The following is a 23,547-nucleotide window of genomic DNA, read 5'->3' on the forward strand; positions in this document are numbered from 1 at the left end:
ACTTACTCTCCTTCAAAAAAATTATTAGAATTAAGGGTGTCAATCAAAGATTGAACCGATGAACATGATTTGTCAAACATCTCTTTTTCGGAATCGTCAAGGGTGATTTCAATAATTTTTTCGGCACCGTTGGCGCCCAACATAACCGGCACGCCGCTGACTACATCATGATATCCGTATTCGCCTTCCAGATAAACGGCACACGGATGAATCTGCTTCGTATCTTTCAAAATCGCTTCGACCATAATAACGGTTGACTTAGCCGGTGCATAATAAGCCGATCCGGTTTGCAGAAGTGCTACAATTTCTGCCCCCCCTTTTCGTGTGCGCTGAACTACTTCCTCAATCTCGTCAGCACTCAAGAGATCCGATAACGGAACCCCAGCTACTGTCGAATAGCGTGGCAACGGTACCATATCATCACCGTGACCTCCCATTACGGAGGCACGGATTTGTCCCCCTCCGTACCCAAGCTTTTCCTGAATGAAAGCGGCCATTCGGGCACTGTCAAGGATCCCTGCCATCCCGATAACACGGTTGCGGTCAAATCCACTCTCTTTTAAAGCAACGTAGGTCATTGCATCCAGCGGATTGGAAACCATAATGACAATAGCGTTCGGAGAGTATTTGGCTACACCGACAATGACTTCACGGGTAATGTTCGCATTAATCATCAACAAATCGTCTCGGCTCATCCCCGGAAGTCTGGGACTCCCTGCGGTGATAACGACAACATCACAATCGGTCATATCCGCCATGCTCTCAGCAACAATAACGACAGAGTGGCTACGAACCGCTGCTGCGGCTTGTGACATATCCAGAGCTTTACCTCTAGCAATTTCAATTTTATTATCGCGCAAGATAATTTCGTGGCATGACCCATTCATTGCAAGTGAATAAGCGATAGTAGAACCGACGTTTCCGGCTCCTACGATTCCGACACGTTTTCCTTTAACCATTTTCGTACTCCTGGTGTCATATTTGGCATCACCCTATTTCTTCCAATATACTCAATACTACTTTCCAGTGAAAATATTCATAAGCATACGGTCAAGGGCAAATAGTCTAAGACGAGTTTATCGTCTTTTATCTGTAGAGTAAACTCTGCAGATAAAAAACGATTTCCGGCAAAGCCGGAAAAGTACTTAAATCGCGTCGATAATCGCGTTAAGTGTAGCAGATGGACGCATTGCTGCAGATGCTTTTGCGTTATCCGGATGGAAATATCCACCGATATCCTGAGGCTTGCCCTCAACGGCAAGAAGCTCTTCCATGATTTTTGCTTCGTTCTCAACCAGTGACGCAGCAACCGGCGCAAATTTAGCGGCCAATTCAGCGTTATCCCCTTCAGCAAGTGCTTTAGCCCAGTATTGAGCTACATAGAAATGCGACGCTTTGTTATCCGGCTCGCCCGCTTTACGTCCAGGCTCTTTTGAGTTATCCAAATAAGCATCGTTCGCTTTGTCAAGACCTGCAGTCAATGCCACCAATTTCGCATCGGAGTGCTTGTTTCCAAGGAAACGCAAAGACTCAGCTAATGCCAAAAACTCACCGAGTGAATCCCAGCGAAGGTGTCCTTCATTCAAGAACTGCTCAACGTGTTTAGGAGCCGATCCGCCCGCACCGGTTTCATACAAACCGCCACCTGCAAGCAATGGAACGATAGAGAGCATTTTAGCCGATGTACCAAGCTCAAGGATCGGATACATATCGGTCAAATGGTCACGTAAAACGTTACCCGTTACAGCAATAGTATCTTTACCTTCACGGATACGTGTGTTAGTGAAACGTGTCGCACTCGTAATATCCATGAATTGAATATCCAAACCAGCGGTATCATAATCAGCCAAATAGGTTTTAACTTTTTTGATCATCTCAGCATCGTGAGCACGGTTTTCATCCAACCAGAATACGGCAGGGATCCCCTCAATTCTTGTTCTCTCAACCGTCAATCGTACCCAGTCTTTGATTGGGATATCTTTTGCTCTGGACATACGCCAGATATCGCCCGCTTCACATTCAAAACTCATCAATACTGTACCGTCTTCAGCGCTAACCGTTACAGTACCCGCTTCTGAGAGTTCAAAAGTTGTCGGGTGAGAACCGTACTCTTCCGCTTTTTGAGCCATAAGACCGATATTTTGCATGGTACCCATAGTGGTTACATCGTATTGACCGTGTTTTACACAATCCGCTACCATCTCGGCATGAAACATTCCGTACGTTGAATCCGGAATAACGGCAACACATTCACATGCAGCGCCCGTTCTGTCCCACTGTTTTCCACCTTCACGTACAACTACCGGCATCGAAGCGTCGATGATGATGTCATTCGAAGCATTGAAGTTGGTCGTCCCTTTATCCGAATCAACCATTGCCAGTTTTGGAGAGTCTGATTCAAGTACTGCCAGAAAGTCAGCTTTGATCTCAGCTTCCTTGGCGTGACCTTTGATCTTTTTCTCTAAATCCGACATACCCTGATTTGGATTTACATTCAACTCTTTAAATGTATCTGCATGTTTTGCAAATACATCTTCGAAAAATGCTACAAATCCATAACCGAACATAATCGGATCAGAGATTTTCATCATGGTTGCTTTAAGATGTAATGACCACAATACGCCATTTGCTTTTGCATCTTCAATGGTCTTTTTATAGAAAGCTTTAAGTGCAGAAACTGACATAAATGTACCGTCAAGAATTTCACCGGCAAGTGCATTGATGGTTTTCAACTCTTTACCGTTAAGAGCAATTGTCACTTTCTGATCTTTTGCAGAAGTTACCGATTTCTCATTTCCGTAGAAATCCCCTTTTCCTTCCATATGCGCAACATACGCTTTCGAATTCTCAGAGAATGCCCGAAGTTTATGCGGATTTTTCTTTGCAAAGTTTTTAACCGCTTTGGCCGCGCGACGGTCTGAGTTACCTTCACGTAGAACCGGGTTAACCGCTGAACCCAGGCATGTACTATATTTGGCTTGGAGAGCTTTTTCTTCATCATTAGCCGGATTTTCAGGGTAGTTAGGAATATCATACCCTTGACCTTGAAGTTCAGCGATGCAATCTTTCAATTGACCAACAGAAGCTGAAATATTTGGAAGCTTGATAATGTTTGCATCTTCTTGAAAAACAACCTCACCTAGCTTAGATAGCTCATCTTCTGCAAGACCCATTGCCGCAAGAACACGTCCTGCTAATGAAATATCACTGGTGACAACTTCTACACCTGCCGCTTGTGTGAATGCATTTACGATTGGAAGTAGCGAGTATGTCGCTAACGCCGGAGCTTCATCAATTACTGACCAAATGATTTTTGCCATCAGGTTCTCCTGTTATTTTTTTATTCAAGCATCATAACACTTACTTCATCTTTTTTTCTATTTGTCGATTAGCACGAGAAAAAAAGTTGCAAAAATGTTTCATTTTGTAGCATTTACTATGTTTTTGCGGTGTGTAGAAAAGTAACTACTATAGATATGCTCCCCATTTTTTCCGCGAACGAAATAGAGGTAATTTGTCTGTTTCGGATGGATCGCGGCAACGATGGCACTCTTGCTTACATTACAAACGGATGATTTCGGCAAACCCTTGTATTTGTACGTATTATAGGGAGTTTTGTCGCTTCGGATCCGAAGTGCCGTTACTTTTTGATGGGAATATTCTCCATAATTCAACGTTCCGTCCATCTGCAATCGCATCCCCTCTTTCAGCCGATTTTCGATTACGGAACTTACCAGCGGCATATCGCTTTGTGAAGCGGCCTCTTTTTGTATGACGGAAGCTTTTGTTACAATTTGTAACCATTTATCTTTATCATACCCTCCTGTTAGTTCTCTCGACCATTTTTTCATGGTTTCTTCTGACCTATTTAATAGAAATCGGATCAGTTTCTCTTCTGTAATACTATTAGGAATATTATAGGTATCGGGGACAAAATTCCCTTCCCGTGAGGGGGCATACGTCTCATACGCATGTTTCAGTTTCTCCAGATCCAGATGAAGCTCTTTTGAAATCTGTTCCAAAAAAAGTGCGGTCGTTTCGCCCGGGATCAGCGTTATTACACGGGTAGCCGCTTTTGCCGTAGTAAGACGGTACAAATATCCGAATCGGGTTAGCTTTTCATCCTTGATATCAATCCAACCCTGCTGGGGCTTACCGATAAGGCGTAAAATCAAAGCATCGATTTTATACAGGTTAACCCCTTCACTTTGAAGATGGGCGACACACTTAAAGACAGAACCTTGCGGGATATAGACCGTTTTAGGCGAAGTGACCGTAGAGGAGAGGTAGAGGGTTACAATCACCGCAATACCTGCAACAACACCCGCCATCCATTTCAAACTCTTCTTTTTGGGTTTAATTACTTTTTTGATTGTTTTGATTTTTTTAGCTGTTTTCTTCACAATTATCGCTTTATAAGTGGAGGGTAATGGCGTGATCATCATAGAATAGATGGAATCCGATAAATGGGATTATACCTAAATGGGGAGATTTTTCTCTAGCCCATCCCATTAATTATCTCGTAATAGAGTGAAAATCAGCTATTTTCGGGCTACAATCACCCGCTTGGAGTGCTTTTCAGACACTTCTCTAAAGAGGGATCGATATCCCGAATAAAAATACGAAGGGTTTACTTAGCATGACAGCCGGTACACAATGCCGCATTTGCATTCGAAACGCGAAGAAACGTTGCATTGGTCGCTTCATGCGGATCATGGCAACTTCCGCACTCTACTTTATTGTTTCGGAGTAAAGCACTGATGGAGTCTGCACCTGCCCAACCGATGAGGGGTGAATTGGTCATTTTTAAATTGGCTTTCCCGGTGGTGTATTCGACGGAGATGGGGTGATTTATATCGTTTCTGATTTTCATAGTAACCGGTCCGCTCACCGCCATCGACAAAATATCCCTCGGTTGAGCAAGGTTGCTCTCTCGGCTTAAAGTGACTCCTTCTGTCAAACCCGGGACATTTGCGATAACATTGATCGCGTTAATGCCGTCATGACAACTAAGGCAGGCCATCGAGGGGTTAGAAGATTCCGGAGAGTCGTTTGAGATAAGCTCTGCCGCCGAATATATTTTAAATGATTCCAGCGTGATACGTTTACTCCAGGCGGGAATCTCTCCGCTTCCCCCTTTTATCGTATTGGGAGTGTGACAAAAAACACATAACTCTTCATTCTGCGCTTCCAGCATTCCGATTTTAGCTACCAAATTGTGTTTCGTGAGTCGAATATTTGAAACGGAAAATAGACTGGTGTTCAAAAAGGCAATAAGAAGAACAGATTTTGTTAAAGAGTTGAAATCAAACATATATTGTCTTTTTTGAGTTGTTAAGACGTATTGTAATAACGACGCACTTAGGTATAAATAAATTTTATGCTTGAACAACCTATGTCTATTATAATATTATTTTATACGAATAGATTTTTTCCCAAAACAACGTAACTATTCATTTCGCAAGACCGTCAAAATATCCACCTCCGAAGCTTTCTTGGCCGGATACCAGGAGGAGAGGAGGACAATGACAAAAGCACCGCTGATAATGGAAAAAAGGTCAAAAAGATTCAGATCCAGCGGGAGAGTTGACGTAGGATAGACGTCAGCGGGAAGGGAGATAATCTCAAATGTCCCCAATATCCATATTCCCGAAAGGCCCAATAGGGTCCCCGTCACAATTCCAAAAAACCCGATCACAATCCCGAGGGTCAAAAATATTTTTTTAACCTCCTGTTTCGAAGCCCCCAATGAGATTAATAAAGCAATTTCACTCCGACGGTTCATTACCGTCATCAGAAGCGAGGAGATAATATTAATCGCGGCAATCAGAATAATCAGCATCAACACAATAAAAAGGGACATCTTTTCCATTTTCAGAGCAGCAAAAAAATTGCCGTTATCTTCCCACCACCCCCGTATCGATACGGTATTGGGCAAAACCGCACCAATGCGGACGATATCAACTTCGGGATTAGGAGAAAATACATGGATACCGTCATAAAGATTTTCAGGAACCCCCAATATCCGCTGCAAGGCATCAAGGGAGGTATAAGAGAAACCCTTATCGTAAGCACTTAATCCCGAATTAAACGTCGAAACGGTTTTGAAACGTTTGATCTTGGGGGTGAGTGCCAGTCCGCCCGGCTCCATTTGGGTGAAAATATAGGTCAGTTTATCACCGGGTGTGAGTACAAACTCCTCTTTGAGGCTTTTGCCGATCATCACCTCAAACCCTTTGGGCGTGCCCGTTTTCATCCCCTCTTTAACAACCGAATTGACCTCCCCTTCGGCTTTAAAATCGACTCCGAAGAGGTAACCCCCCTCCATTTGATCGTTATTGCGCGAAAGAACGGCTGAAGTGACGTAAGGGCTGAAGGAGAGGTCGGGGAATTGTGTACGCAGTGCTGTCACTAAGGCGGCATCGGTTGAACCGTAAAATTTTGGCTGGATCGTAAGCGGATAATTCATGACGGTGAGTTTCTTCTTAAACTCATTGTCGAAACCGTTCATAAGCGCCATCGCAATGATCAATACCATTACCCCAAGGGCAATCCCCGAAAAAGCAAGGAGTGCGGAGAGGAAAATAAACGGCTGCTCCTTATCGAAACGTAAAAAGCGTTTGACCAGATACGAGACGATACTCAAGAGGCAAATACCCCTTTTTTAGGTCCTGATTTTCCGCAGCAGTTTTTGTATTTCAAACCGCTTCCGCAGGGGCACTCATCGTTTCGGGCAATTTTTTTCTCTTCATTTTCATCGTGTTCACTCAGATTAAGAGACATTTGAAACGCTTCTTGCTTTTTCTCTAACTCTAGTTTTCGTGCGAATGCTGCCGCTTCCTCTTCAATACTGTCCACTTTGAAACGGATGATATGAAGCGTTTTAATCGTATCGTATTTAATGGTTTCGACCAATTCGCTAAAGAGATTATAGCTCTCTTTTTTGTACTCAACCAAAGGGTCTTTTTGATTGTATGCACGCAAACGGATCCCCGTTTTCATGCTGTCCATCTGATAAAGGTGTTCACGCCATGCGGTATCGAGTGTTTTAAGATAGATTTCTCGTTCGATATTGGAACGAAGCGTCTCATCCACAACCGCCATTTTTTCGTCGTATTGCGACTTCAACATTTTCAACGTTGTCTCACGAATCGCATCAAATGTTTTTTCGCTGTAATCGGAGGCTTCGATATCGGCATTCATCTCTTCTCTTAGCATCAAGACAAGACGCTCGATTTCAATTTCATCTTCGGGAATTCCGTCAAAAATACCGCACAATGCAACGGTACGGTCAACGTATTCGGAGCGGATCAAATCAACTTTATCCGCAATATGGTAATGGGGGTCAAGCAGTTCACCGCGAAACTTGTAAACGATTTTACGCTGTTCGTTGGCAACATCATCGTACTCAACGATATGTTTACGCCCCTCAAAGTGCATGTTCTCCACTTTTTTCTGCGCTTTTTCGACGGCTCGCGTCACCATGGCCGATTCAATGTATTCACCGTCCTCGACACCCAAACGCTCCATAATGGCTTTGATTTTGTCCGAACCGAAAATACGTAACAAGCTGTCCTCAAGGCTTAGATAAAATTGCGTTGTCCCCGGATCTCCCTGACGGCCTGAACGTCCGCGCAGCTGATTGTCGATACGACGGTTTTCATGCCGCTCGGTTCCGATGATATACAATCCGCCCAATGCTTTTATTTCATCGCTGACTTTGATGTCAACACCCCGTCCGGCCATATTGGTCGCAATCGTCACCGCCCCTTTCGCACCGGCATTCTTAATGATCTCCCCCTCTTGGGTGTGATTTTTTGCATTAAGAACCGTATGTGCCATTTTTTCGGCTTTTAGAAGCAAATGGAGCTTTTCCGATTTTTCGATCGATGCGGTACCGATCAGAATCGGCTGCCCTTTTCCATTCAGTTCTTTGATTTTGGCGATAACGGCATCAAATTTTTCCGATTCCGTTTTATAGATAAGGTCATTAAGATCCTGACGAATAACCGGGACATTGGTCGGAATCGAGATAACATCCAGATTATAGATCTGAGCGAATTCGGTCGCTTCGGTCTGTGCCGTACCGGTCATCCCGCCAATTTTATCGTACATACGAAAATAGTTTTGAAACGTGATATCGGCAAGCGTCTGGGTCTCTTCTTTGATCACGACCCCCTCTTTGGCTTCAAGCGCCTGATGGAGCCCTTCGGAATAGCGGCGCCCTTCGGAGAGGCGTCCGGTAAATTCATCGACGATCACAACCTGATCGTCTTGAATCACATAATCGACGTCCCGTTCGAAAATATAGTTCGCTTTAAGTGCCTGATCCAGATGATGAGACAATGCCGAATTTTCGATACTGTAGAGATTCCCGACTCCAAAGAGCTCCTCCGCACGGGCAATCCCCTCTTCCGTCGTCAAAATAAGGCGATCTTTTTCATCAACGGTAAAATGCTCCTCTTTGACCAGCGCTTTGGCTACCGTATCGGCATGAATGTAATTTTCCAGCGTGCGGTTCGTCGGACCGGAGATGATCAACGGTGTCCGTGCCTCATCGATGAGGATCGAGTCTACTTCATCGACGATAACAAACGAATGGGCACGTTGAACCATGTGCTCTTTGGAATAGGTCATATTGTCGCGCAGGTAATCGAATCCGAATTCATTATTGGTACCGTAGGTGATGTCGGCAGCATACTGGAGACGTTTGTTAGCCGGGTCGTATCCCCCTTCCAGCAAAATTCCTGTCGTGTAGCCGAGGAAAGTGTACAGAGCCGACATTTGGGTTCCGTCACGCCCGGCCAGATAATCATTTACCGTCACAACGTGAACCCCCTCGCCGTTCATCGCGTTCAAAGCAACCGGAAGGGTAGCGACCAGCGTTTTCCCCTCCCCCGTTTTCATCTCGGCGATACGCCCCTCATGCAAAACCATCCCACCGATCAGCTGAACATCGAAATGGCGCATCCCGAGAACCCGTTTGCTCGCTTCACGCGTAATGGCAAAAGAGTCGATTAAAACATCGTCCAATGTTTTCGTCTTAACGAGAACCGATTCTTTTAAAGCGTTGAATGCATTTTGAAGCTCTTCATCACTCAATACCGAATATTTGCTCTCCAGCGCGTTGATTTGTCCAACACGTTTGATATATTTTTTAATTTCACGATCATTTTTGGTTCCGAAGATTTTTCCGACGAGCGATTGGATCATTAAAAGCCTTCATTATATGCAATATTTAAAAAGTCGCTGATTTTAGCATAGGAAATCTATTGTTTTGGTTAATGAGCATTGGATACAATGTTACAATCATTACAATCGAGGAGTTTTTGTGCGTTTTTTCCCCGTCTTTTTGCTGATTTCAGCATTTTTATATGCCGCTCCGAAAGATCTGAGTTCATTTAATTCCCGTTTCGAACAGACGATTATCGACGACAACGGCAAAACTATCCTCTATAAAGGGGAGCTTTGGGCTTCGAAACCGCAAAATGCCCTCTGGATTTACCAAAAACCGATTCAGAAAAGTGTTTATGTCAACGCAAATAAAGTGACGGTCATTGAACCCGTAATTGAGCAAGTAACCCTCCGTTCTCTCGATAACGAGATCGATTTTTTACAAATCATCCAAAAAGCGAAACGTCTCAATGATGAACACTACAGTGCCACGGTCAAGGGTCAAACCTACGCTATCGTCTTTCATAATGAGCTCCTCAGCAGTATCAGCTATACCGACGGATACGACAACCGTGTAACCATCAAGTTTCTCTCACCCGTCCAAAACAAAAATATCGACCCCTCCCGCTTCAAACCGACCATCCCCGCTGATTTTGATATCATTAACTGACGTTACGCACTTTCCGCCCATAGCCCGTAAAGTGGCGGGGACAGATGTCCGCTACACCCCACTTTTCTCCATCGGACGTAATACGAAAAAGCAGTATTTCTGCTTACTGCCGCTTGGTGTAATATGTCTCTCTTCGATGACATCAAGGAGTTCGAAACGCTCTTTAATAAGTTTTTTCATCCGCTCTTCATCATACTGACGCACCGGCAATGCGCTGCAACTATCAGGACCGTCTACCGCAAACGTACCGATTATGGCGTACCCTTTTGGAGAGAGTGAATTGTGCAGCGTTTCCATATAGGCATTTTGTTCTTCCTCTTTTTGCAGGAAATGAAACACCGCACGGTCATGCCATACATCGAAGTGTTTTTCCGACGTAAAAGCGCACACATCTCCGACACAGTAATGGGGAATATCCGCAGATGCACCGAGCCGCTGTTTGACGATCTCCAGCGCGTTTGATGAGATATCGAGGAGCGTAATATCGGGGTATCCCCTCTCGATCAGACGATCCGCCAATGCAGAAGCACCGCACCCGACATCGATAACCACGTCTTTGGGCGTCGAGCCTATTTTTTGCAGCAGTGCGAGGGAGATTGAGGGCTCTTGTTGATACCACCCTACTTTGCTCACATCTTTGGTCGTGTAGACGTTTTCCCAGTGGCGCTGCTTGACGTTACCGTCCCCTTTGGTTGAGCGAAACGTCGCTCCCGCAGTGGTCGGGGCAGTCGTGTAGTGGTTGGTTCCCATGCACTCGACGCTTACAAACCCCGCTTCGCTCATCATCAGGGTCAGCGCTTCTTTTTTAAGGGTTCCCTCCACACAGTTGGCCCAGTCCCCCTCTGAAGCGCTTTGTGAGCAGCACGATGTGGTGCAGCTCCCCTCCGATATATCGATCATATCGGCAAAATAGAGTTTGCCCTCAGGTTTGAGGACGCGGAAAATCTCTTCGAATACCTTGGATTTGGAGGATGCGAGATTGATCGCGCCGTTGGAGATGACGATGTCGATGCTTTCGTTTGCAATGGGGATATTTTCAAGATTACCCTCCATCACTTCGACATTCTCTAAACCCGCTTCTTTGGCGTGACGGCGTGCGGTTTCAACCATCAACGGCGTGATATCCACCCCGATGGCTTTTCCCCTCTCACCCACGAGTAATGCCGCAACACACAGATCGACACCCGCACCGCATCCCAAATCCAACACGGTTAAACCTTCAGGAAATTCCCCGAGCGAGAAAGGATTGCCGACTGCGGCACAATAGTCCCACATCGCCGTAGGGAGTTTCTCGATCCACTCCTCTTTGTAGCCGTGGTTTCGGGCATTTATCAAGCCTTTGTCCCATCCAAAATCTTTATCAGGATTTTGTGCCAGATCGCTGTAGAGTGCGATAACGCCTTGAAGTGCGCATTGAGATGAAGCCATGGTGATCCTAACGGTAATAAAGTTTGCTATTTTACTGAATTATTACTGCTTATACCAATTTGCCCGTTTAAACGAGCTGATTTTAAATCTGCTCTAATCTTTGCAATATTTTTTTGTTGCTGAGCATGAATGCGCACATTTTAAGTCTCAATAGGATCTATTGCAGTGTGCATGTTAAATTCCAAAGCTTGTTTTAGTGATAATTCTCTCAACACACCTCTCCCACCTCTACACAAAGTGCCAACGGAGGGGTTTTCTTCCATAATTTATAAAATTCAGTTCGTACAAATAATGCAAATACTTTTCATTACTTTCGATATAATCACTATAATTTAGCAGAAAAGGCTGATAAGATGGCAAAAATTAAAATTAAAAGTCTCGTTATTAATTATTTCAAAGGGATAAAAGAATTAGCACTAGATTTCACTTATCCAAATAATACTGAAAAATTATTAGATAATATCGTTATTTATGGAGTAAATGGTTCAGGCAAAAGTACAATACTTGAAGCAATTTATCTTTGCCTAATCGTTGCATCAGCTTATCACGAAAAAAATGATTTAAAACGCATAGAAGACTTTCTGGTCGACTATATTTCCTTAGGAAGTGAGTGGATATACAATAAAGAAAAAGAATTTCATATTGTCATTGAAATTATTGACCACGAAAAAATAAAAAAAGGTGAATTAACATACAGTCAAAAAGAAGGTTTAAAATGGTCAATTGATCATAAATTATCAAGTGATTTTTTTGGCTCATTTACTTATTTATCTTCATATCGGTTATTAAATCCAAGTACTGTGCAAAGTGCAGGTGATTGGAGTGAAATAGAGCGTATTGAAGACGAAGCATTTCGAGAAAGAACGCGTTATGCAAGAAGCCCTCGCCATCCAATGTATCGACGAGATAATTATTTTCCATCGCTGAGCTTACAATTTGAAAATAACTATAAAACTGTAAAACAGTATCTTGTAAATTTAATTACAGACAAAAAAGTAGAAGCTATTACCTCTGAAAATGATGCAATTTTAGAAAAAATAAAACAATCTTTCAAAATATTTTTTCCTAAAAAAGATTTTTTAGAACAATTATCCCGAACCGATAATATAAAAGATTACAGATTGATGATTAAAAATGAAGATGGAAGTGTTGTCGATCTTGATCAACTAAGTTCAGGAGAACGAGAAATTATCGCATTTTTTACATTTTTATGTACGAAAGCTATTAGTAACTCGATTTTGATTATTGATGAACCGGAACTTCATTTACATTCAAAATGGCAATCAATTTTACTTTATGCTATCCATCAAATTTTCCCAAATTCACAACTATTTTTAGCTACACATTCGAGTGAAATACATCAATCTGCAAGCGAATCAGAACTGTTTGAGCTTCAAAAGGAAGAAGAATGAAAGTAAGTCGCGGCTATAAGACAGACACAACTGCGGGTGACCGGAAAATTGTCTTCTGTGAAGGTGGAGAACAGAGTCTTGATGTAATATTTTATAAAACGCTTTTGGGTGTTAATGCAAATAAATTCGAATTTAAACCGATAGGCTCATCCAATACCTTATTATGCTTTGCAGAAACCCGATTGATTGAAAATGGATTTTGTCTTATCGACAGAGATTTTAGAACAGATGATGAAATTGCAAAGATTGAATCAAAATATAGCATTAAATTTTTAGATGTTCATGAAATAGAAAATTTTTTTCTGAATCAAACCTACTTAGAAAAATTACCATATTTCAGAAAAAAAGCAAATATATCAACTGAAATAAATAAAATTATTCTTGCAAAAAGAGTCCGATTTTTAGCCGATTTTTTGCAATTTAAAATCAATACACATTTAGATAAATTCCCTCGTATCTCTAAGCTTGAAAATACTGAATTGCCATCAGAAGGTGACTTAATTGATGTACTATTGTCTCAACTTGATCACAACTATACCGAAGTTAATACAAAAATTGATGAGATTAAAACAACATACTTACAAATATGGAAAGAAGAATACGATAGTTTGCCACGTAAGCTCTTACCTGGGAAAGAGATTTTTAAAGAACTAAAAAATAAAATCTTTAATAACCCCCCTTCTGAAAGTGACATTGCTAAAGATCTAGCCATAGAGATGGAAAAGGATTCTTTTGTGCCTCCTATATTACATACTATCTTTCGATAACTTCTTGTTCTGTTACTCTTAAATTAACCCCAATAACGCTACCAACAATACCGGCGGTGTAATCACCAGCCCCACTTTCATATACTCGCCCCATCCGATTTTGACCCCTTTTTGCGCCAAAACATGGAGCCAAAGAAGGGTCGCGAGTGATCCGATCGGGGTCATTTTCGGCCCCAGATTGCATCCGATGATGTTCGCATACGCCAATGCGCTGTTTCCGGCCTCGGCAATCGCGATATCCATGATCATAACGGTCGGCATGTTGTTCATCACCGAGCTGAGGATCGCGGAGAGGAATCCCGTGCCGATCACGGCATAGACGTTACCCATGCTCTGAAGCTCCATAATCACCCCTGCGAGATAGGTGGTGAGCCCGCCGTTTTTAAGACCGTAGACGACGACATAAAGTCCGATACTGAACCATACCACCTGCCACGGTGCTGCTTTGATCGTCATAATCGGTTTCGTCGCTTTAAAGTAAGTCGCGATGGCTAAAAATACGAGCGCACCGCCGAGGGCAAATACCGAGATAGGGAGATGATACGCATCCCCGATAAAATACCCGACCATGAGTAGTCCCAAGAACCACCAGCTGAGGCGGAAGATCGTCATGTTTTTGATGGCACTCTCTGGAGTGGCGAGGTTGTCGACATCGATATGGGTCGGGATGTCTTTGCGAAAAAAGAGCCACAATACGACGATCGAGGCGATGATACTGAGAAGATTGGGGAGAAACATCGTCCGTGCGTATTCCCAGAATCCGAGTCCGAAATACCCCGCCGTCACGATGTTGGTGAGGTTAGAGATCACGAGAGGATTGGAAGCACTGTCGCCGATAAATCCTCCCGCCATCAAAAATGCGAACATCGCAACGGGGTTGAGCTTGAGATATTTCATCTTGGCCAAAATAATCGGAGTGAGGATCAGCGCTGCCCCGTCGTTGGCAAAAAATGCCGCTACCAATGCTCCTAGAATCATCATATAGATAAACATCAGATTTCCGTTACCCTTCGACAAACGAACTATTTTGAGTGCCGCCCATTCGAAGAAGCCGATCTCATCGAGTACCATCGAGAGGATGATAATGCCGATAAAGGCAAGTGTCGCATCCCAGACGATAGAGGTGACCGTCCACACGTCATCCAGACTTACGACTCCGAGGATTACCGCTAGAGCGGCACCGACGACTGCCGTCGTGCCGATCTGCAATCCTCGCGGTTGCCAAATAATAAAAACTAAGGTCACCAAAAAAAGTGCAACGGCTAAAATCATAGAGTATTCTCGTCAATTGGATTGGCAATAAACGCTTTAACTTTCGCTTCAATGGTATCACGCACGACGCGGACTTGTTCCATCATCTCCTCATCGCTTCCCACAAATGTCGAAGGATCAGGAAAACTCCACATGATAATACGGCTGATTCCCGGAAAAATCGGGCAACGCTGTGCCGCTTCGGCATCACAAACGGTAATGACATGACTGAAGGTTCGCCCCTCTTTATAGAGAGCAAACACCCCTTTGGTCTCATTGTTTGAGATATCGAGATTTTTTTCCGCCATCGCGCGGACAACATAAGGATTCAGTTTACCCGGCTCGATTCCGGCACTCTCGCTACTGTCACTGTTTTGAGCATATTGATTAAAAAATGCCTCTGCCATTTGGCTCCGTGCGCTGTTGTGAACACATACGAATAAAACTTTCAACATGGAATTCCTCTTGATTGTTGTGATAACGACACTATAGCAGAATAAAATTTAATAAATCAATATATCTTGATATTGTATTTTAGTTTCGCTATACTTCCGACAAATATCACCAAAGGATTTCAAGATGAAACGTTTGCATCTGCATATCAGTGTCAAAGATTTGAATGAAAGCCGTGCATTTTATACCGCTTTATTCGGTTGCGAACCGACAAAAGTCAAACCCGATTATCTTCAATGGCTCCTCGATGATCCCACTATCAATTTTGCACTTTCGGTAGGGCGTACCGAAGTCGGGCTAAACCATCTGGGTCTTCAGGTCGGCAATGACGAAGAGCTCGACGTCATCGAAAAACGGCTTGTCAATGCGGAGATCGCCGGAGAAAAGCAAGAAGAGGCTCAATGCTGTTATGCCGCATCGAAAAAATACTGGGTGCAGGATCCGCAAAATATCATTTGGGAAAACTATCATACCTCTGAGCAGATCGACGTATTCGGCGGAGACAGCTTTACCGGCGGTGTCGGATGCTGTACCCCATCATTTTCCGCCGATAAAAAATGGTCTGCTACCCAAAGCTGCTGCTAAAGCATGGATAACTTTCTCGCTACCGTATCGGCACTGAACGACGAAACCCGTATCAAACTCCTCGCGTTTCTGGATACTCACGGACCGCTGTGCGTCTGCGATCTGCAGGAGAGTTTCGGGATGATCCAATCACGATTGTCGCGGCATCTGAAAATCCTCAAGGAGGGGGGATTTTTGCGGGTCGATCGGTGCGGCACGTGGGGCTATTACTCCATCCGCTCTCCGCTGGACCGTTTCCGCAGCGAAGCGCTGGCTGAAATCCGTTGTCTGGGGATCGAACTCCCCCCTTTACAAAAATTATCACAAACCGGAGACTGTAAACTATGAAAAATATCCTTATCCTCTGCACCGGCAACAGCTGCCGCTCTATCATGGCCGAAGCGCTCATCAATGCAAAAATGGGAAATTGCGTGTATGCCCAAAGCTCCGGCGTCAAAGCCAGTGGAAAAGTAAACCCGAACGCCCAAGCGCTTCTCGAATCCAAAGGATATTGGAGAGACGACTACCACTCCAAAGTGATCGATACCGTTATCGATACCCCGTTTGATCTCGTCGTCACCGTCTGCGATCATGCCCACGAAACCTGCCCGATGTTCCCAAAGGCCGTTAAAACGATCCATGTTGCGTTTGAAGACCCAAGCGGTAAAAAAGTGGAAGAGTACGCTAAAACGCTTGCTCTGATCGAAGCAACACTTTTGCCGATCATCCAATCCGAGTTGTGTGACTGATGATGTGGCAGGAGAGCGTCAACGTCCTCGTCTATGAATGGCTAAACATGCCTCAGGGGGAGAAACTCTCCGACGCGCTCAATTTTTTCATCTACGATACGGTGAAGATTCTCTTTTTACTCACCATCATTATTTATGCGGTGACGCTGCTCAGATCGTATTTTTCTACCGAAAAGGTACGGGAATATCTCAGTAAAAAGCACGAGTATACGGGAAATGTCCTCGCGGCATTGTTCGGGATCATCACCCCATTTTGCTCGTGTTCGGCGATTCCTCTTTTTCTGGGATTTTTACAAGCACGAATCCCGTTGGGGGTGACGTTTAGCTATCTCATCTCCGCACCGCTGAACAACGAAATTGCCATCGCAATGCTATTGTCCATGTTCGGGTGGAAAGTGGCGGCGTTGTATGTCGGATTCGGTCTTCTCGTCGCCATACTCGGCGGGATCATCATCGGACGGCTCGGACTGGAAAATGAGATTCTGATCGAGGTCAAACCGATAGAGGGGGAGATCAAAGCGCATGAGCAAAAGGTTGCCTTTGATACACGATTGAGAGAGGCATGGGAGTATACTTTCGATATTCTCCTCAAAATATGGCTCTATGTTTTGATCGGTGTCGGGGCGGGGGCGTTTATCCACGGCTATGTCCCCACCGAGTTCATCACCTCCGTCGCGGGGGCGGATAATCCGTTTGCCGTACCTCTGGCAACACTGTTGGGGGTGCCGATGTACTCTAACGCTGCAGGGGTGATGCCGCTCATCGAAGTGCTCACCGCCAAAGGGATGCTGATGGGGACGGCGTTATCGTTTATGATGGCGATCACCGCACTCTCGCTTCCCGAAGCGATGATCCTCAAGCGGGTCATGAGTCTGAAACTCATCGCCATCTTTTTCGGTACGGTGACAATTGGGATAATGGGCGTCGGATATCTGTTTAATGCACTATTATGAGAACGCTGAGGGAGTAAAACCCCCTCAGCTACGCTGGCCGCTATGGCACTGAAGCTTGCCTCTATCGAGGCAGAAATATATCGTAGGAGATAATATGAAAATCGAAATTTTAGGGACAGGGTGTGCCAAATGCAAAGCCCTCGAAGAGGCGACCAAACAAGCGGTGGCGCAAAGCGGAAAATTTGCCCAAATCGAAAAAGTCGAAGACATTATGAAAATCATGGCATACGGAGTCATGAGCACCCCGGGGCTGGTGATCGACGGTAAAGTGATCAGCACCGGGAAACTTCTCAGTGTCCCTGAGATCGTCGATCTGATCAAAGCGCACTAAATGGAGAGTTTTCTTTTAGGACTGCTCGAATCGCACGGAGCATTGGTCTTTGCCGGAGCGTTCAGTATCGGAGCCCTCACGTCACTCGCCCCCTGCTCCATCGTCTCGGTGCCGCTGCTCGTGGGAAGTGCGTTGGGGATGAGCTCGCATCTCTCACCCCGTGAGCGGGTGCGGTTTACCTATCTCTTCGCATCGCTATTTGCGCTGGGTGTGGCGGTGAGTTTCTCCATCCTCGCCTACATGGTGGCCAAAATGGGATATTTTTTCTCGATCGCACCGCTGGAAGCGTACGTCGCGGGAGGAATACTCGCCATTGCTATCGGACTATACTCACTAGGGATACTGCCTGAAGTGATCGATAAATCACGCTGGATGAGCCGGCTTATTACGTTACGCTATGTAGGAGCATTTTTGATCGGGATGCTCTTCGGGCTTGTCTCGACGCCGTGTGCGTCTGCCCCTTTGGTAGCGATCATATCGGTTGCGGCTAACGCCCCTGAATGGTATGCCTATGCTCTCGTCCTGACGTTTGCGTTGGGACATTCACTTCTACTTCTGGCGGCGGGGGTATCAGTCGGATTTGCCCAAAGCGTCGCGTCGAACTCTAAGATCGCTACTGTCACCACCTGGATGACGAGAATTTTTTCGTTTGCCCTGATCGGTATCGGGCTTTATTTTTTTACTTTAGCCTATCAACAACTCTAAAAGGATGACATCATGATTAAATATTTATCCCTCATCGCTCTATGCGGTTCCCTTTTCGCCGCCGAATTGCAGCCGCGCCCTTATGCTCTCGTCAAACAAGAGATAGGTAAAGGTCAAGTCGTCATGGTCGAAGCGGGTTCGACGATGTGCAGTGCGTGCAAAGAGATGGGGGAACTCCTCTATTCCGAGATGAAGATCAACCCCAAACGAAAAATATTTTTCGTCAACGTCGCGGAAGAGCGTGATGCGGCGCGTGCCATGAAGATACAGATGATCCCGACACAAATCGTCTATGATCCGCAAGGACGCGAGATCGACCGTCATATCGGGGGGTTTACCACCGATGCACTCAAACAGTTTTTAGCCAAGCATAAAATCTAGGGGCTGCCGAAAATTGTATTGCTTTTGGATATTATGATTACAAACAGTTTAAAAAGTAAACGCATGAATGTTTTAAAACATCTTTCCCCCGATCAGCGCCGCGTCGCGCTGGTCATTGCCCTCAATATTGCCATCGTCATCATCGAAAGTACCGTCGGTGTTATCAGCGGCTCACTTGCCCTCCTCTCCGATGCATGGCACAATCTGAGCGATGTTTTAGCCCTTGTCGTGACAGCCATCGCTCTTGGACTGGGGAAACGCCCTGCTTCTGCGACGATGACCTACGGCTATGTCCGCTCTGAGATGATGGCAACCTTTATCAATGCCGGTTTTTTGTCCCTGTTAATGATCTGGGTTGCGGCGGAAGCGCTGAATCGTTTGATCCATCCGATGCCGGTAGACGGGTGGCTGACGATGATCACGGCAGCCATAGCCCTCATCGTCAACAGTGCCAGCGCCGTTATTTTAGGAGGACACCTCCATCATCCCCATCATGAAGATGAAACACCCCATCACGATCTGAATGTCCGGGCCGCTTTCTGGCATATGGCTAGCGATGCGCTCCTCTCCCTTGCCGTCGTCCTGGGGGGTGGAGCAATGATTTTGTGGGGGGTTCCATGGGTCGATTCGTCCCTCTCTCTCTTGTTTGCGGGGGTCATTTTAATGGCCAGCGGCAAACTGATAGCCCAATCGTTTGCAAGTCTTATGGATAAAAGTGATCCGGAGAGGATAGCCGGATTTTCCTCCATTATCACGGCTCACCCCTCGGTAATGGAGGTACATGATCTCCATCTCATCCATCCGGCCACCCATCAGCACTATTTTTCGGCCCATATCGTACTGGATGAAAATCTACAGCTTAAAGAGATTGAGATGATTATTGAACGTTTACGCCATGATCTCGCCCATGCGGGGGCGACCCATATTCTTCTTCAGCCTGAAACGCTCAAATACCGTGACAACGGCCATAACCACTGCAACGGACATACGGAACATCATCATGGCCACACTGAATAAAAATATTATCGCCCTCGGGGCCAACAGTTTTTTCACCGACTTTTCGACGGAGATGATCCTCCCCCTCCTCCCCCTCTTTCTGGAGCGTTTTATGCATGCGACCAAAAGTGAAATCGGTCTGATCGAAGGGGTGGCCGAATTCGGAGTCGCGATGCTGATCGCCCTCTCCGGCTTCTATTCCGATCGCCTTGGAAAACGCAAAGGGCTGATTGTTTTTGGATACGGTCTCTCGAATCTCATCAAACCCCTCGCCTTTTTCGCCCAAAGCGCCACGATGATCGCCACGATCCGTATCGGTGACCGTCTGGCCAAAGGGATACGGGTCGCACCGCGCGATGCACTCATCAGCGCCTCTACCCCAAAAGAGATCAGCGGTTTTGTCTTCGGATTTCACAAAATGATGGACGGAGCCGGGGCACTGGCAGGTTCATTGAGTGCGTTTGCCATTTTATGGTTTTTAGGTGAGAGCGAAGCATCGTTTCGGAGTGTTTTTGCCATTAGTCTGATCCCCGGTCTTATCTCAATGGCTATTCTTATTTTTCTCGTGACCGATGCCCCCTTTACCCCGTCCGCAACAAAACGCTTTTCTCCCGGTGCACTCCCCGCACCGTTTTATTGGCTCGTAGGTTTCCAGACCCTCTTTAGTCTCTTTGCAATGAACTACTCCTTTTTTCTCCTCAAAGCCGAGGAAAATACCCTTGCCTTGGCTATGATCCCACTGGCCTATGCTCTGTACAATCTCACCCAATCGCTCTTTGCCATCCCGATCGGAAAATTGGCCGACCGTCTCGGCAAAGGGACCCTTTTATCGATGATATACGGTGCGTTCGGACTCGGCGCACTGGCAATGGCGACGGGAAGCATCTGGAGTGTATGGCTGGGATTCGCCATTTACGGTTTTTTTGCCGGAGGGTTTAATGGGCTCGCCAAGGCGATCATCTCCGACACGGCACCGCCGGAGCTCAAAGCAACCGCTTACGGAATCTACTACACCTTTGTCGGGATCGCGACCCTCTTGTCGCTTGCACTCGGCGGTATCGTGTGGGATACGTTCGGAAGCGCCACCCTTTTCACATTCTCATCACTGGGTGCGCTGCTATTGGCGGCCCTTCTTTACCGGATGCGTCAACGTCTTTTATATACTGATGTTATGCACTTTCCGGGCAGAGCCCGGAAAGTGGCAGGGACTAAAGTCCCTACAACCCCCTAAAGCTACCCGCATCTTCCGGATGCGGGAGAATAATTCCCATGTTACACTTGCTTGGGTAAAGTGGCAGGGACTAGCGTCCCAACAACCCCCTAAAGCTACCCGCATCTTCCGGATGCGGGAGAGATAACCGACCTAATGTTATACACTTTTCGCTCATTGCCCGGAAAGTGGCAGGGACGGCCCAGCCGGTACTGCGTGTCATCGGCTTGGGTTCCAAAGCTAAAAAAGCCAAGCAGTTGGCTTTTTTGACGCTTTTCACCCATACAACCCCCTAAAGCTACCCGCATCTTCCGGATGCGGGAGAGTACTAATACCAAACTTTATTAACTAGGTATACTCTCGTCATTCCGTGCTACGACACGGAATCCAATGCAAGAGATGGATCCCGTATCAAGTACGGGATGACAAAATGCGTATATACAGTTAAAGATAGACGGGATAGGGCAAGGTGCGTAACATCAGATAGAATAAAAAAGTGCTAAAATTCCATAACTAACGGATATTACACACTTTAACTAATTTGCCCAAGGACACCGACATAATGTTGCGCTCTATTCACGACTCGTTAGAGCCGAAACTGATCACCCTTTTTCGCCGTCAACGCTATTCATGGAACGATTTCGGTGCCGATACCATTGCCGGTCTTGCCGTCGCCATTGTCGCATTGCCCCTGGCGATGGCAATCGCTATCGCCTCGAATCTCCCCCCGGAAAGGGGAGTTTTTACCGCCATCGTTGCCGGTTTTTTGATCTCGGCACACGGCGGCAGCCGATACCAGATCGGCGGTCCTACCGCAGCATTTATCGTCACCGTCGCTACGGTCGCAATGAAACACGGGTATGAGGGGCTGGTCCTTGCGACGTTGATGGCGGGGGGGATTTTGATGATTATGGCATTCTTTCGTGCCGGGGAGATGATCAAATTCATCCCCTATCCCGTGATCGTCGGCTTTACCTCCGGTATTGCTTTGCTGATCGCCTTTTCACAGATCCGCGATTTTTTCGGCCTCTCCATTACGGCGGTTCCGCCCGATTTTATTGACAAACTGACCGTCTATCTTGCCCATCTGCATGAGACCAACTTCGTCGCCGTAACCCTTGCCGTTGCCTCTATCGGTGTCATTCTCCTGACCAAACGTTTTATTCCGAAGCTCCCCGGCCCCATTGTCGTTGTCGTTTTGTCCGGACTGGCGGTATGGGCCCTCGATCTACACGTCGATACCATCGAGAGCCGTTTCGGCGCTATCCCCTCGATGCTCCCCTCACCCGTATGGCCGGAGATCACCTTCGAAAAACTCCGTCTACTCCTCCCTGATGCCATTACCATCGCCACCCTTGCCGCAATCGAGTCCCTCCTCTCCGCCGTCGTCGCCGACGGTATGACGGGGACTCACCATAAACCCAATGCAGAGCTTTTGGGTCAGGGGGTTGCCAATATGGCCTCTGCCATTTTCGGCGGTCTCCCCGCTACCGGAGCGATCGCCCGGACCGCGACCAATATCAAAGCGGGAGCCCGTACCCCGATCTCGGGGATCATGCATGCGGTATGGCTTTTTCTCTTTATCCTCATCCTCTCGCCGCTAATCGTTAAAATTCCCCTCGCCGCGTTGGCCGCCATTTTAATGGTCGTCGCATGGAATATGTCCGAAATCAAACATGTCCGTGAGATCATGCAAGCCCCGAAAGCGGATCGTATTGTTTTAATCGTTACGTTTATTTTGACCGTCTTGGTCGATCTCAATTTCGCGATTCAAGCGGGAATTGCACTGGCCTCCATCCTTTTTATCGATCAGATGATGAAATCGACCGAAATTCGCTCCGTAGAGAGCGAAGAGGATGATCCCGACTCCATCCGTCACAAATCGATTCCCGCCGGGGTAGAGGTGTACGAAATTCAAGGACCGCTCTTTTTCGGGGTCGCCGAAAAACTGATCGATACCTTGCTCATTTTCGAAACCCCGCCGAAGGTGTTTATTTTACGGATGCGCCATGTCCCCCTCATTGACGCAGCGGGGCTGCATGCTCTGGTAACCTTGCATGAGCGTCTCTCCCGAAACCGTACGGTATTGATCCTCTCGGGGGTCAACCCGCAGGTACGCCGCTTTATCACCCAATCGCATATTGATAAAATCATCGGTTTGGATAACATCGTCAATCATATCGACAAGGCCCTCACGCAGGCCAACCACACTCTCTCAAAGGAATACTGATGCACCTACTTTTATTCGGAACCGGATGCGACTCCTGCCGTGAACTTGCCGCAACCATCGAAGAGGCGATACGACGCTGCGAATACACCGTTACGTTTGAGAAAACGTCCGATCTGCACCGGATGCTCTCTTACGGTATCCAAAGCACCCCGAGTGTCGTACTGGAGGGGAAACTCCTCTCTGTCGGCAAAAAGCTGACTCTGGAAGAGGTGATGGCAGCGTTTGACACCGCAAACGCTATGAAAACCAATCACCCTGTGTTACAATTATAAG

General features: G+C 46.2%; 24 protein-coding genes. 14 read left to right on the plus strand and 10 right to left on the minus strand.

What is annotated here, in order from left to right; translation table 11 throughout:
• Positions 1 to 2: 2 nt before the first annotated feature.
• From mdh to secA, 6 genes are all read right to left on the minus strand, one after another.
• On the minus strand, positions 3 to 959 hold the full coding sequence (gene mdh, locus M0P91_RS02940; protein ID WP_295064275.1) for a malate dehydrogenase: 957 nt from the start codon (positions 957 to 959) through the stop codon (positions 3 to 5).
• Positions 960 to 1,145: 186 nt separating this feature from the next.
• Positions 1,146 to 3,320, minus strand: coding sequence for an NADP-dependent isocitrate dehydrogenase (locus tag M0P91_RS02945; protein ID WP_295064278.1), 2,175 nt, complete (start codon positions 3,318 to 3,320; stop codon positions 1,146 to 1,148).
• A gap of 99 nt (positions 3,321 to 3,419) precedes the next feature.
• Entirely contained in the window at positions 3,420 to 4,403 is a 984-nt protein-coding gene (gene mltG / locus M0P91_RS02950; RefSeq protein ID WP_295064281.1) for an endolytic transglycosylase MltG, read from the minus strand.
• A gap of 227 nt (positions 4,404 to 4,630) precedes the next feature.
• Positions 4,631 to 5,215, minus strand: coding sequence for a cytochrome c3 family protein (locus M0P91_RS02955; protein WP_295064284.1), 585 nt, complete (start codon positions 5,213 to 5,215; stop codon positions 4,631 to 4,633).
• A 234-nt stretch (positions 5,216 to 5,449) separates the two neighbouring features.
• A complete protein-coding gene (locus M0P91_RS02960; protein WP_295064287.1) occupies positions 5,450 to 6,646 on the minus strand; it encodes an ABC transporter permease in 1,197 nt (398 codons plus the stop codon).
• Entirely contained in the window at positions 6,643 to 9,213 is a 2,571-nt protein-coding gene (gene secA, locus M0P91_RS02965; protein ID WP_295064289.1) for a preprotein translocase subunit SecA, read from the minus strand. The genes M0P91_RS02960 and secA overlap by 4 nt, the downstream gene beginning before the upstream one ends.
• Positions 9,214 to 9,331: 118 nt before the next feature.
• Here secA and lolA point away from each other — a divergent pair, with 118 nt between their 5' ends.
• On the plus strand, positions 9,332 to 9,844 hold the full coding sequence (gene lolA, locus M0P91_RS02970; RefSeq protein ID WP_295064292.1) for a LolA-like outer membrane lipoprotein chaperone: 513 nt from the start codon (positions 9,332 to 9,334) through the stop codon (positions 9,842 to 9,844).
• Between the two features lie 51 nt (positions 9,845 to 9,895).
• Here lolA and M0P91_RS02975 read toward each other — a convergent pair whose 3' ends face one another.
• Positions 9,896 to 11,272 (minus strand): class I SAM-dependent methyltransferase, encoded by a 1,377-nt coding sequence (locus M0P91_RS02975; protein ID WP_295064295.1) that lies wholly within the window; start codon positions 11,270 to 11,272, stop codon positions 9,896 to 9,898.
• Positions 11,273 to 11,625: 353 nt separating this feature from the next.
• On the opposite strand from M0P91_RS02975, the gene M0P91_RS02980 reads away from it, so the two are divergent.
• Both M0P91_RS02980 and M0P91_RS02985 read left to right on the plus strand, forming a co-directional pair.
• Positions 11,626 to 12,684: an AAA family ATPase gene (locus tag M0P91_RS02980; RefSeq protein WP_295064298.1), complete on the plus strand. Its 1,059-nt coding sequence runs from the start codon at positions 11,626 to 11,628 to the stop codon at positions 12,682 to 12,684.
• Positions 12,681 to 13,451 (plus strand): hypothetical protein, encoded by a 771-nt coding sequence (locus tag M0P91_RS02985; RefSeq protein ID WP_295064301.1) that lies wholly within the window; start codon positions 12,681 to 12,683, stop codon positions 13,449 to 13,451. The genes M0P91_RS02980 and M0P91_RS02985 overlap by 4 nt, the downstream gene beginning before the upstream one ends.
• 18 nt (positions 13,452 to 13,469) lie before the next feature.
• Here M0P91_RS02985 and M0P91_RS02990 read toward each other — a convergent pair whose 3' ends face one another.
• Together M0P91_RS02990 and M0P91_RS02995 are read right to left on the minus strand one after the other, a co-directional pair.
• The gene (locus M0P91_RS02990; RefSeq protein WP_295064304.1) at positions 13,470 to 14,723 is read right to left on the minus strand and encodes an arsenic transporter; all 1,254 of its coding nucleotides are present in this window, start codon (positions 14,721 to 14,723) and stop codon (positions 13,470 to 13,472) included.
• The gene (locus M0P91_RS02995; protein ID WP_295064307.1) at positions 14,720 to 15,157 is read right to left on the minus strand and encodes an arsenate reductase ArsC; all 438 of its coding nucleotides are present in this window, start codon (positions 15,155 to 15,157) and stop codon (positions 14,720 to 14,722) included. The genes M0P91_RS02990 and M0P91_RS02995 overlap by 4 nt, the downstream gene beginning before the upstream one ends.
• Positions 15,158 to 15,281: 124 nt before the next feature.
• Between M0P91_RS02995 and M0P91_RS03000 the strand changes: the two genes are divergently transcribed.
• The 9 genes from M0P91_RS03000 (at position 15,282) to M0P91_RS03040 (ending at position 21,065) form a co-directional block, all read left to right on the plus strand.
• Positions 15,282 to 15,740 (plus strand): ArsI/CadI family heavy metal resistance metalloenzyme, encoded by a 459-nt coding sequence (locus M0P91_RS03000; protein ID WP_295064310.1) that lies wholly within the window; start codon positions 15,282 to 15,284, stop codon positions 15,738 to 15,740.
• 3 nt (positions 15,741 to 15,743) lie between these two features.
• Complete coding sequence (locus M0P91_RS03005) at positions 15,744 to 16,067, plus strand: metalloregulator ArsR/SmtB family transcription factor (protein WP_295064312.1); 324 nt, start codon at positions 15,744 to 15,746, stop codon at positions 16,065 to 16,067.
• Positions 16,064 to 16,468, plus strand: a complete 405-nt coding sequence (locus M0P91_RS03010; protein WP_295064315.1) for an arsenate reductase ArsC — start codon at positions 16,064 to 16,066, stop codon at positions 16,466 to 16,468. Before M0P91_RS03005 ends, M0P91_RS03010 begins: the two co-directional genes overlap by 4 nt.
• Before the next feature lie 2 nt (positions 16,469 to 16,470).
• Complete coding sequence (locus M0P91_RS03015) at positions 16,471 to 17,421, plus strand: permease (RefSeq protein ID WP_295064484.1); 951 nt, start codon at positions 16,471 to 16,473, stop codon at positions 17,419 to 17,421.
• Positions 17,422 to 17,515: 94 nt separating this feature from the next.
• Positions 17,516 to 17,752 (plus strand): thioredoxin family protein, encoded by a 237-nt coding sequence (locus M0P91_RS03020; RefSeq protein ID WP_295064318.1) that lies wholly within the window; start codon positions 17,516 to 17,518, stop codon positions 17,750 to 17,752.
• Positions 17,753 to 18,457, plus strand: coding sequence for a cytochrome c biogenesis protein CcdA (locus M0P91_RS03025; protein ID WP_295064320.1), 705 nt, complete (start codon positions 17,753 to 17,755; stop codon positions 18,455 to 18,457).
• Positions 18,458 to 18,469: 12 nt separating this feature from the next.
• A complete protein-coding gene (locus M0P91_RS03030) occupies positions 18,470 to 18,838 on the plus strand; it encodes a thioredoxin family protein (RefSeq protein WP_295064323.1) in 369 nt (122 codons plus the stop codon).
• A gap of 63 nt (positions 18,839 to 18,901) precedes the next feature.
• On the plus strand, positions 18,902 to 19,855 hold the full coding sequence (locus M0P91_RS03035; protein WP_295064326.1) for a cation diffusion facilitator family transporter: 954 nt from the start codon (positions 18,902 to 18,904) through the stop codon (positions 19,853 to 19,855).
• Positions 19,839 to 21,065: an MFS transporter gene (locus M0P91_RS03040; RefSeq protein ID WP_295064329.1), complete on the plus strand. Its 1,227-nt coding sequence runs from the start codon at positions 19,839 to 19,841 to the stop codon at positions 21,063 to 21,065. Before M0P91_RS03035 ends, M0P91_RS03040 begins: the two co-directional genes overlap by 17 nt.
• Before the next feature lie 95 nt (positions 21,066 to 21,160).
• Here the strand turns inward: M0P91_RS03040 and M0P91_RS03045 are convergent, their stop codons facing one another.
• The gene (locus M0P91_RS03045) at positions 21,161 to 21,328 is read right to left on the minus strand and encodes a hypothetical protein (protein ID WP_295064331.1); all 168 of its coding nucleotides are present in this window, start codon (positions 21,326 to 21,328) and stop codon (positions 21,161 to 21,163) included.
• A gap of 278 nt (positions 21,329 to 21,606) precedes the next feature.
• Here M0P91_RS03045 and M0P91_RS03050 point away from each other — a divergent pair, with 278 nt between their 5' ends.
• Both M0P91_RS03050 and M0P91_RS03055 read left to right on the plus strand, forming a co-directional pair.
• Positions 21,607 to 23,274 carry a SulP family inorganic anion transporter gene (locus M0P91_RS03050; RefSeq protein WP_295064334.1) on the plus strand — a complete coding sequence of 556 codons (1,668 nt, stop codon included), beginning with the start codon at positions 21,607 to 21,609 and terminating at the stop codon, positions 23,272 to 23,274.
• On the plus strand, positions 23,274 to 23,546 hold the full coding sequence (locus M0P91_RS03055; protein WP_295064337.1) for a thioredoxin family protein: 273 nt from the start codon (positions 23,274 to 23,276) through the stop codon (positions 23,544 to 23,546). Before M0P91_RS03050 ends, M0P91_RS03055 begins: the two co-directional genes overlap by 1 nt.
• Position 23,547 lies beyond the last annotated feature (1 nt).

Source organism: Sulfuricurvum sp. (assembly GCF_023229695.1).
In the GTDB taxonomy this organism is placed as follows: domain Bacteria; phylum Campylobacterota; class Campylobacteria; order Campylobacterales; family Sulfurimonadaceae; genus Sulfuricurvum.

What these genes read in the sequence shown, in the direction of transcription:
- M0P91_RS03010 (WP_295064315.1), top strand. Translation starts at nt 16,064, where the DNA reads ATGAAAAATATCCTTATCCTCTGCACCGGCAACAGCTGCCGCTCTATC.
- M0P91_RS03030 (WP_295064323.1), top strand. Translation starts at nt 18,470, where the DNA reads ATGATTAAATATTTATCCCTCATCGCTCTATGCGGTTCCCTTTTCGCC.
- M0P91_RS03050 (WP_295064334.1), top strand. Translation starts at nt 21,607, where the DNA reads ATGTTGCGCTCTATTCACGACTCGTTAGAGCCGAAACTGATCACCCTT.
- M0P91_RS02980 (WP_295064298.1), top strand. Translation starts at nt 11,626, where the DNA reads ATGGCAAAAATTAAAATTAAAAGTCTCGTTATTAATTATTTCAAAGGG.
- secA (WP_295064289.1), bottom strand. Translation starts at nt 9,213, where the DNA reads ATGATCCAATCGCTCGTCGGAAAAATCTTCGGAACCAAAAATGATCGT.
- M0P91_RS03045 (WP_295064331.1), bottom strand. Translation starts at nt 21,328, where the DNA reads ATGGGTGAAAAGCGTCAAAAAAGCCAACTGCTTGGCTTTTTTAGCTTT.
- M0P91_RS02990 (WP_295064304.1), bottom strand. Translation starts at nt 14,723, where the DNA reads ATGATTTTAGCCGTTGCACTTTTTTTGGTGACCTTAGTTTTTATTATT.
- M0P91_RS03020 (WP_295064318.1), top strand. Translation starts at nt 17,516, where the DNA reads ATGAAAATCGAAATTTTAGGGACAGGGTGTGCCAAATGCAAAGCCCTC.
- mdh (WP_295064275.1), bottom strand. Translation starts at nt 959, where the DNA reads ATGGTTAAAGGAAAACGTGTCGGAATCGTAGGAGCCGGAAACGTCGGT.
- M0P91_RS03000 (WP_295064310.1), top strand. Translation starts at nt 15,282, where the DNA reads ATGAAACGTTTGCATCTGCATATCAGTGTCAAAGATTTGAATGAAAGC.
- M0P91_RS03040 (WP_295064329.1), top strand. Translation starts at nt 19,839, where the DNA reads ATGGCCACACTGAATAAAAATATTATCGCCCTCGGGGCCAACAGTTTT.
- M0P91_RS02995 (WP_295064307.1), bottom strand. Translation starts at nt 15,157, where the DNA reads ATGTTGAAAGTTTTATTCGTATGTGTTCACAACAGCGCACGGAGCCAA.
- M0P91_RS03015 (WP_295064484.1), top strand. Translation starts at nt 16,471, where the DNA reads ATGTGGCAGGAGAGCGTCAACGTCCTCGTCTATGAATGGCTAAACATG.
- M0P91_RS02945 (WP_295064278.1), bottom strand. Translation starts at nt 3,320, where the DNA reads ATGGCAAAAATCATTTGGTCAGTAATTGATGAAGCTCCGGCGTTAGCG.
- M0P91_RS03035 (WP_295064326.1), top strand. Translation starts at nt 18,902, where the DNA reads ATGAATGTTTTAAAACATCTTTCCCCCGATCAGCGCCGCGTCGCGCTG.
- M0P91_RS03005 (WP_295064312.1), top strand. Translation starts at nt 15,744, where the DNA reads ATGGATAACTTTCTCGCTACCGTATCGGCACTGAACGACGAAACCCGT.
- M0P91_RS02985 (WP_295064301.1), top strand. Translation starts at nt 12,681, where the DNA reads ATGAAAGTAAGTCGCGGCTATAAGACAGACACAACTGCGGGTGACCGG.
- M0P91_RS03025 (WP_295064320.1), top strand. Translation starts at nt 17,753, where the DNA reads ATGGAGAGTTTTCTTTTAGGACTGCTCGAATCGCACGGAGCATTGGTC.
- M0P91_RS02975 (WP_295064295.1), bottom strand. Translation starts at nt 11,272, where the DNA reads ATGGCTTCATCTCAATGCGCACTTCAAGGCGTTATCGCACTCTACAGC.
- M0P91_RS03055 (WP_295064337.1), top strand. Translation starts at nt 23,274, where the DNA reads ATGCACCTACTTTTATTCGGAACCGGATGCGACTCCTGCCGTGAACTT.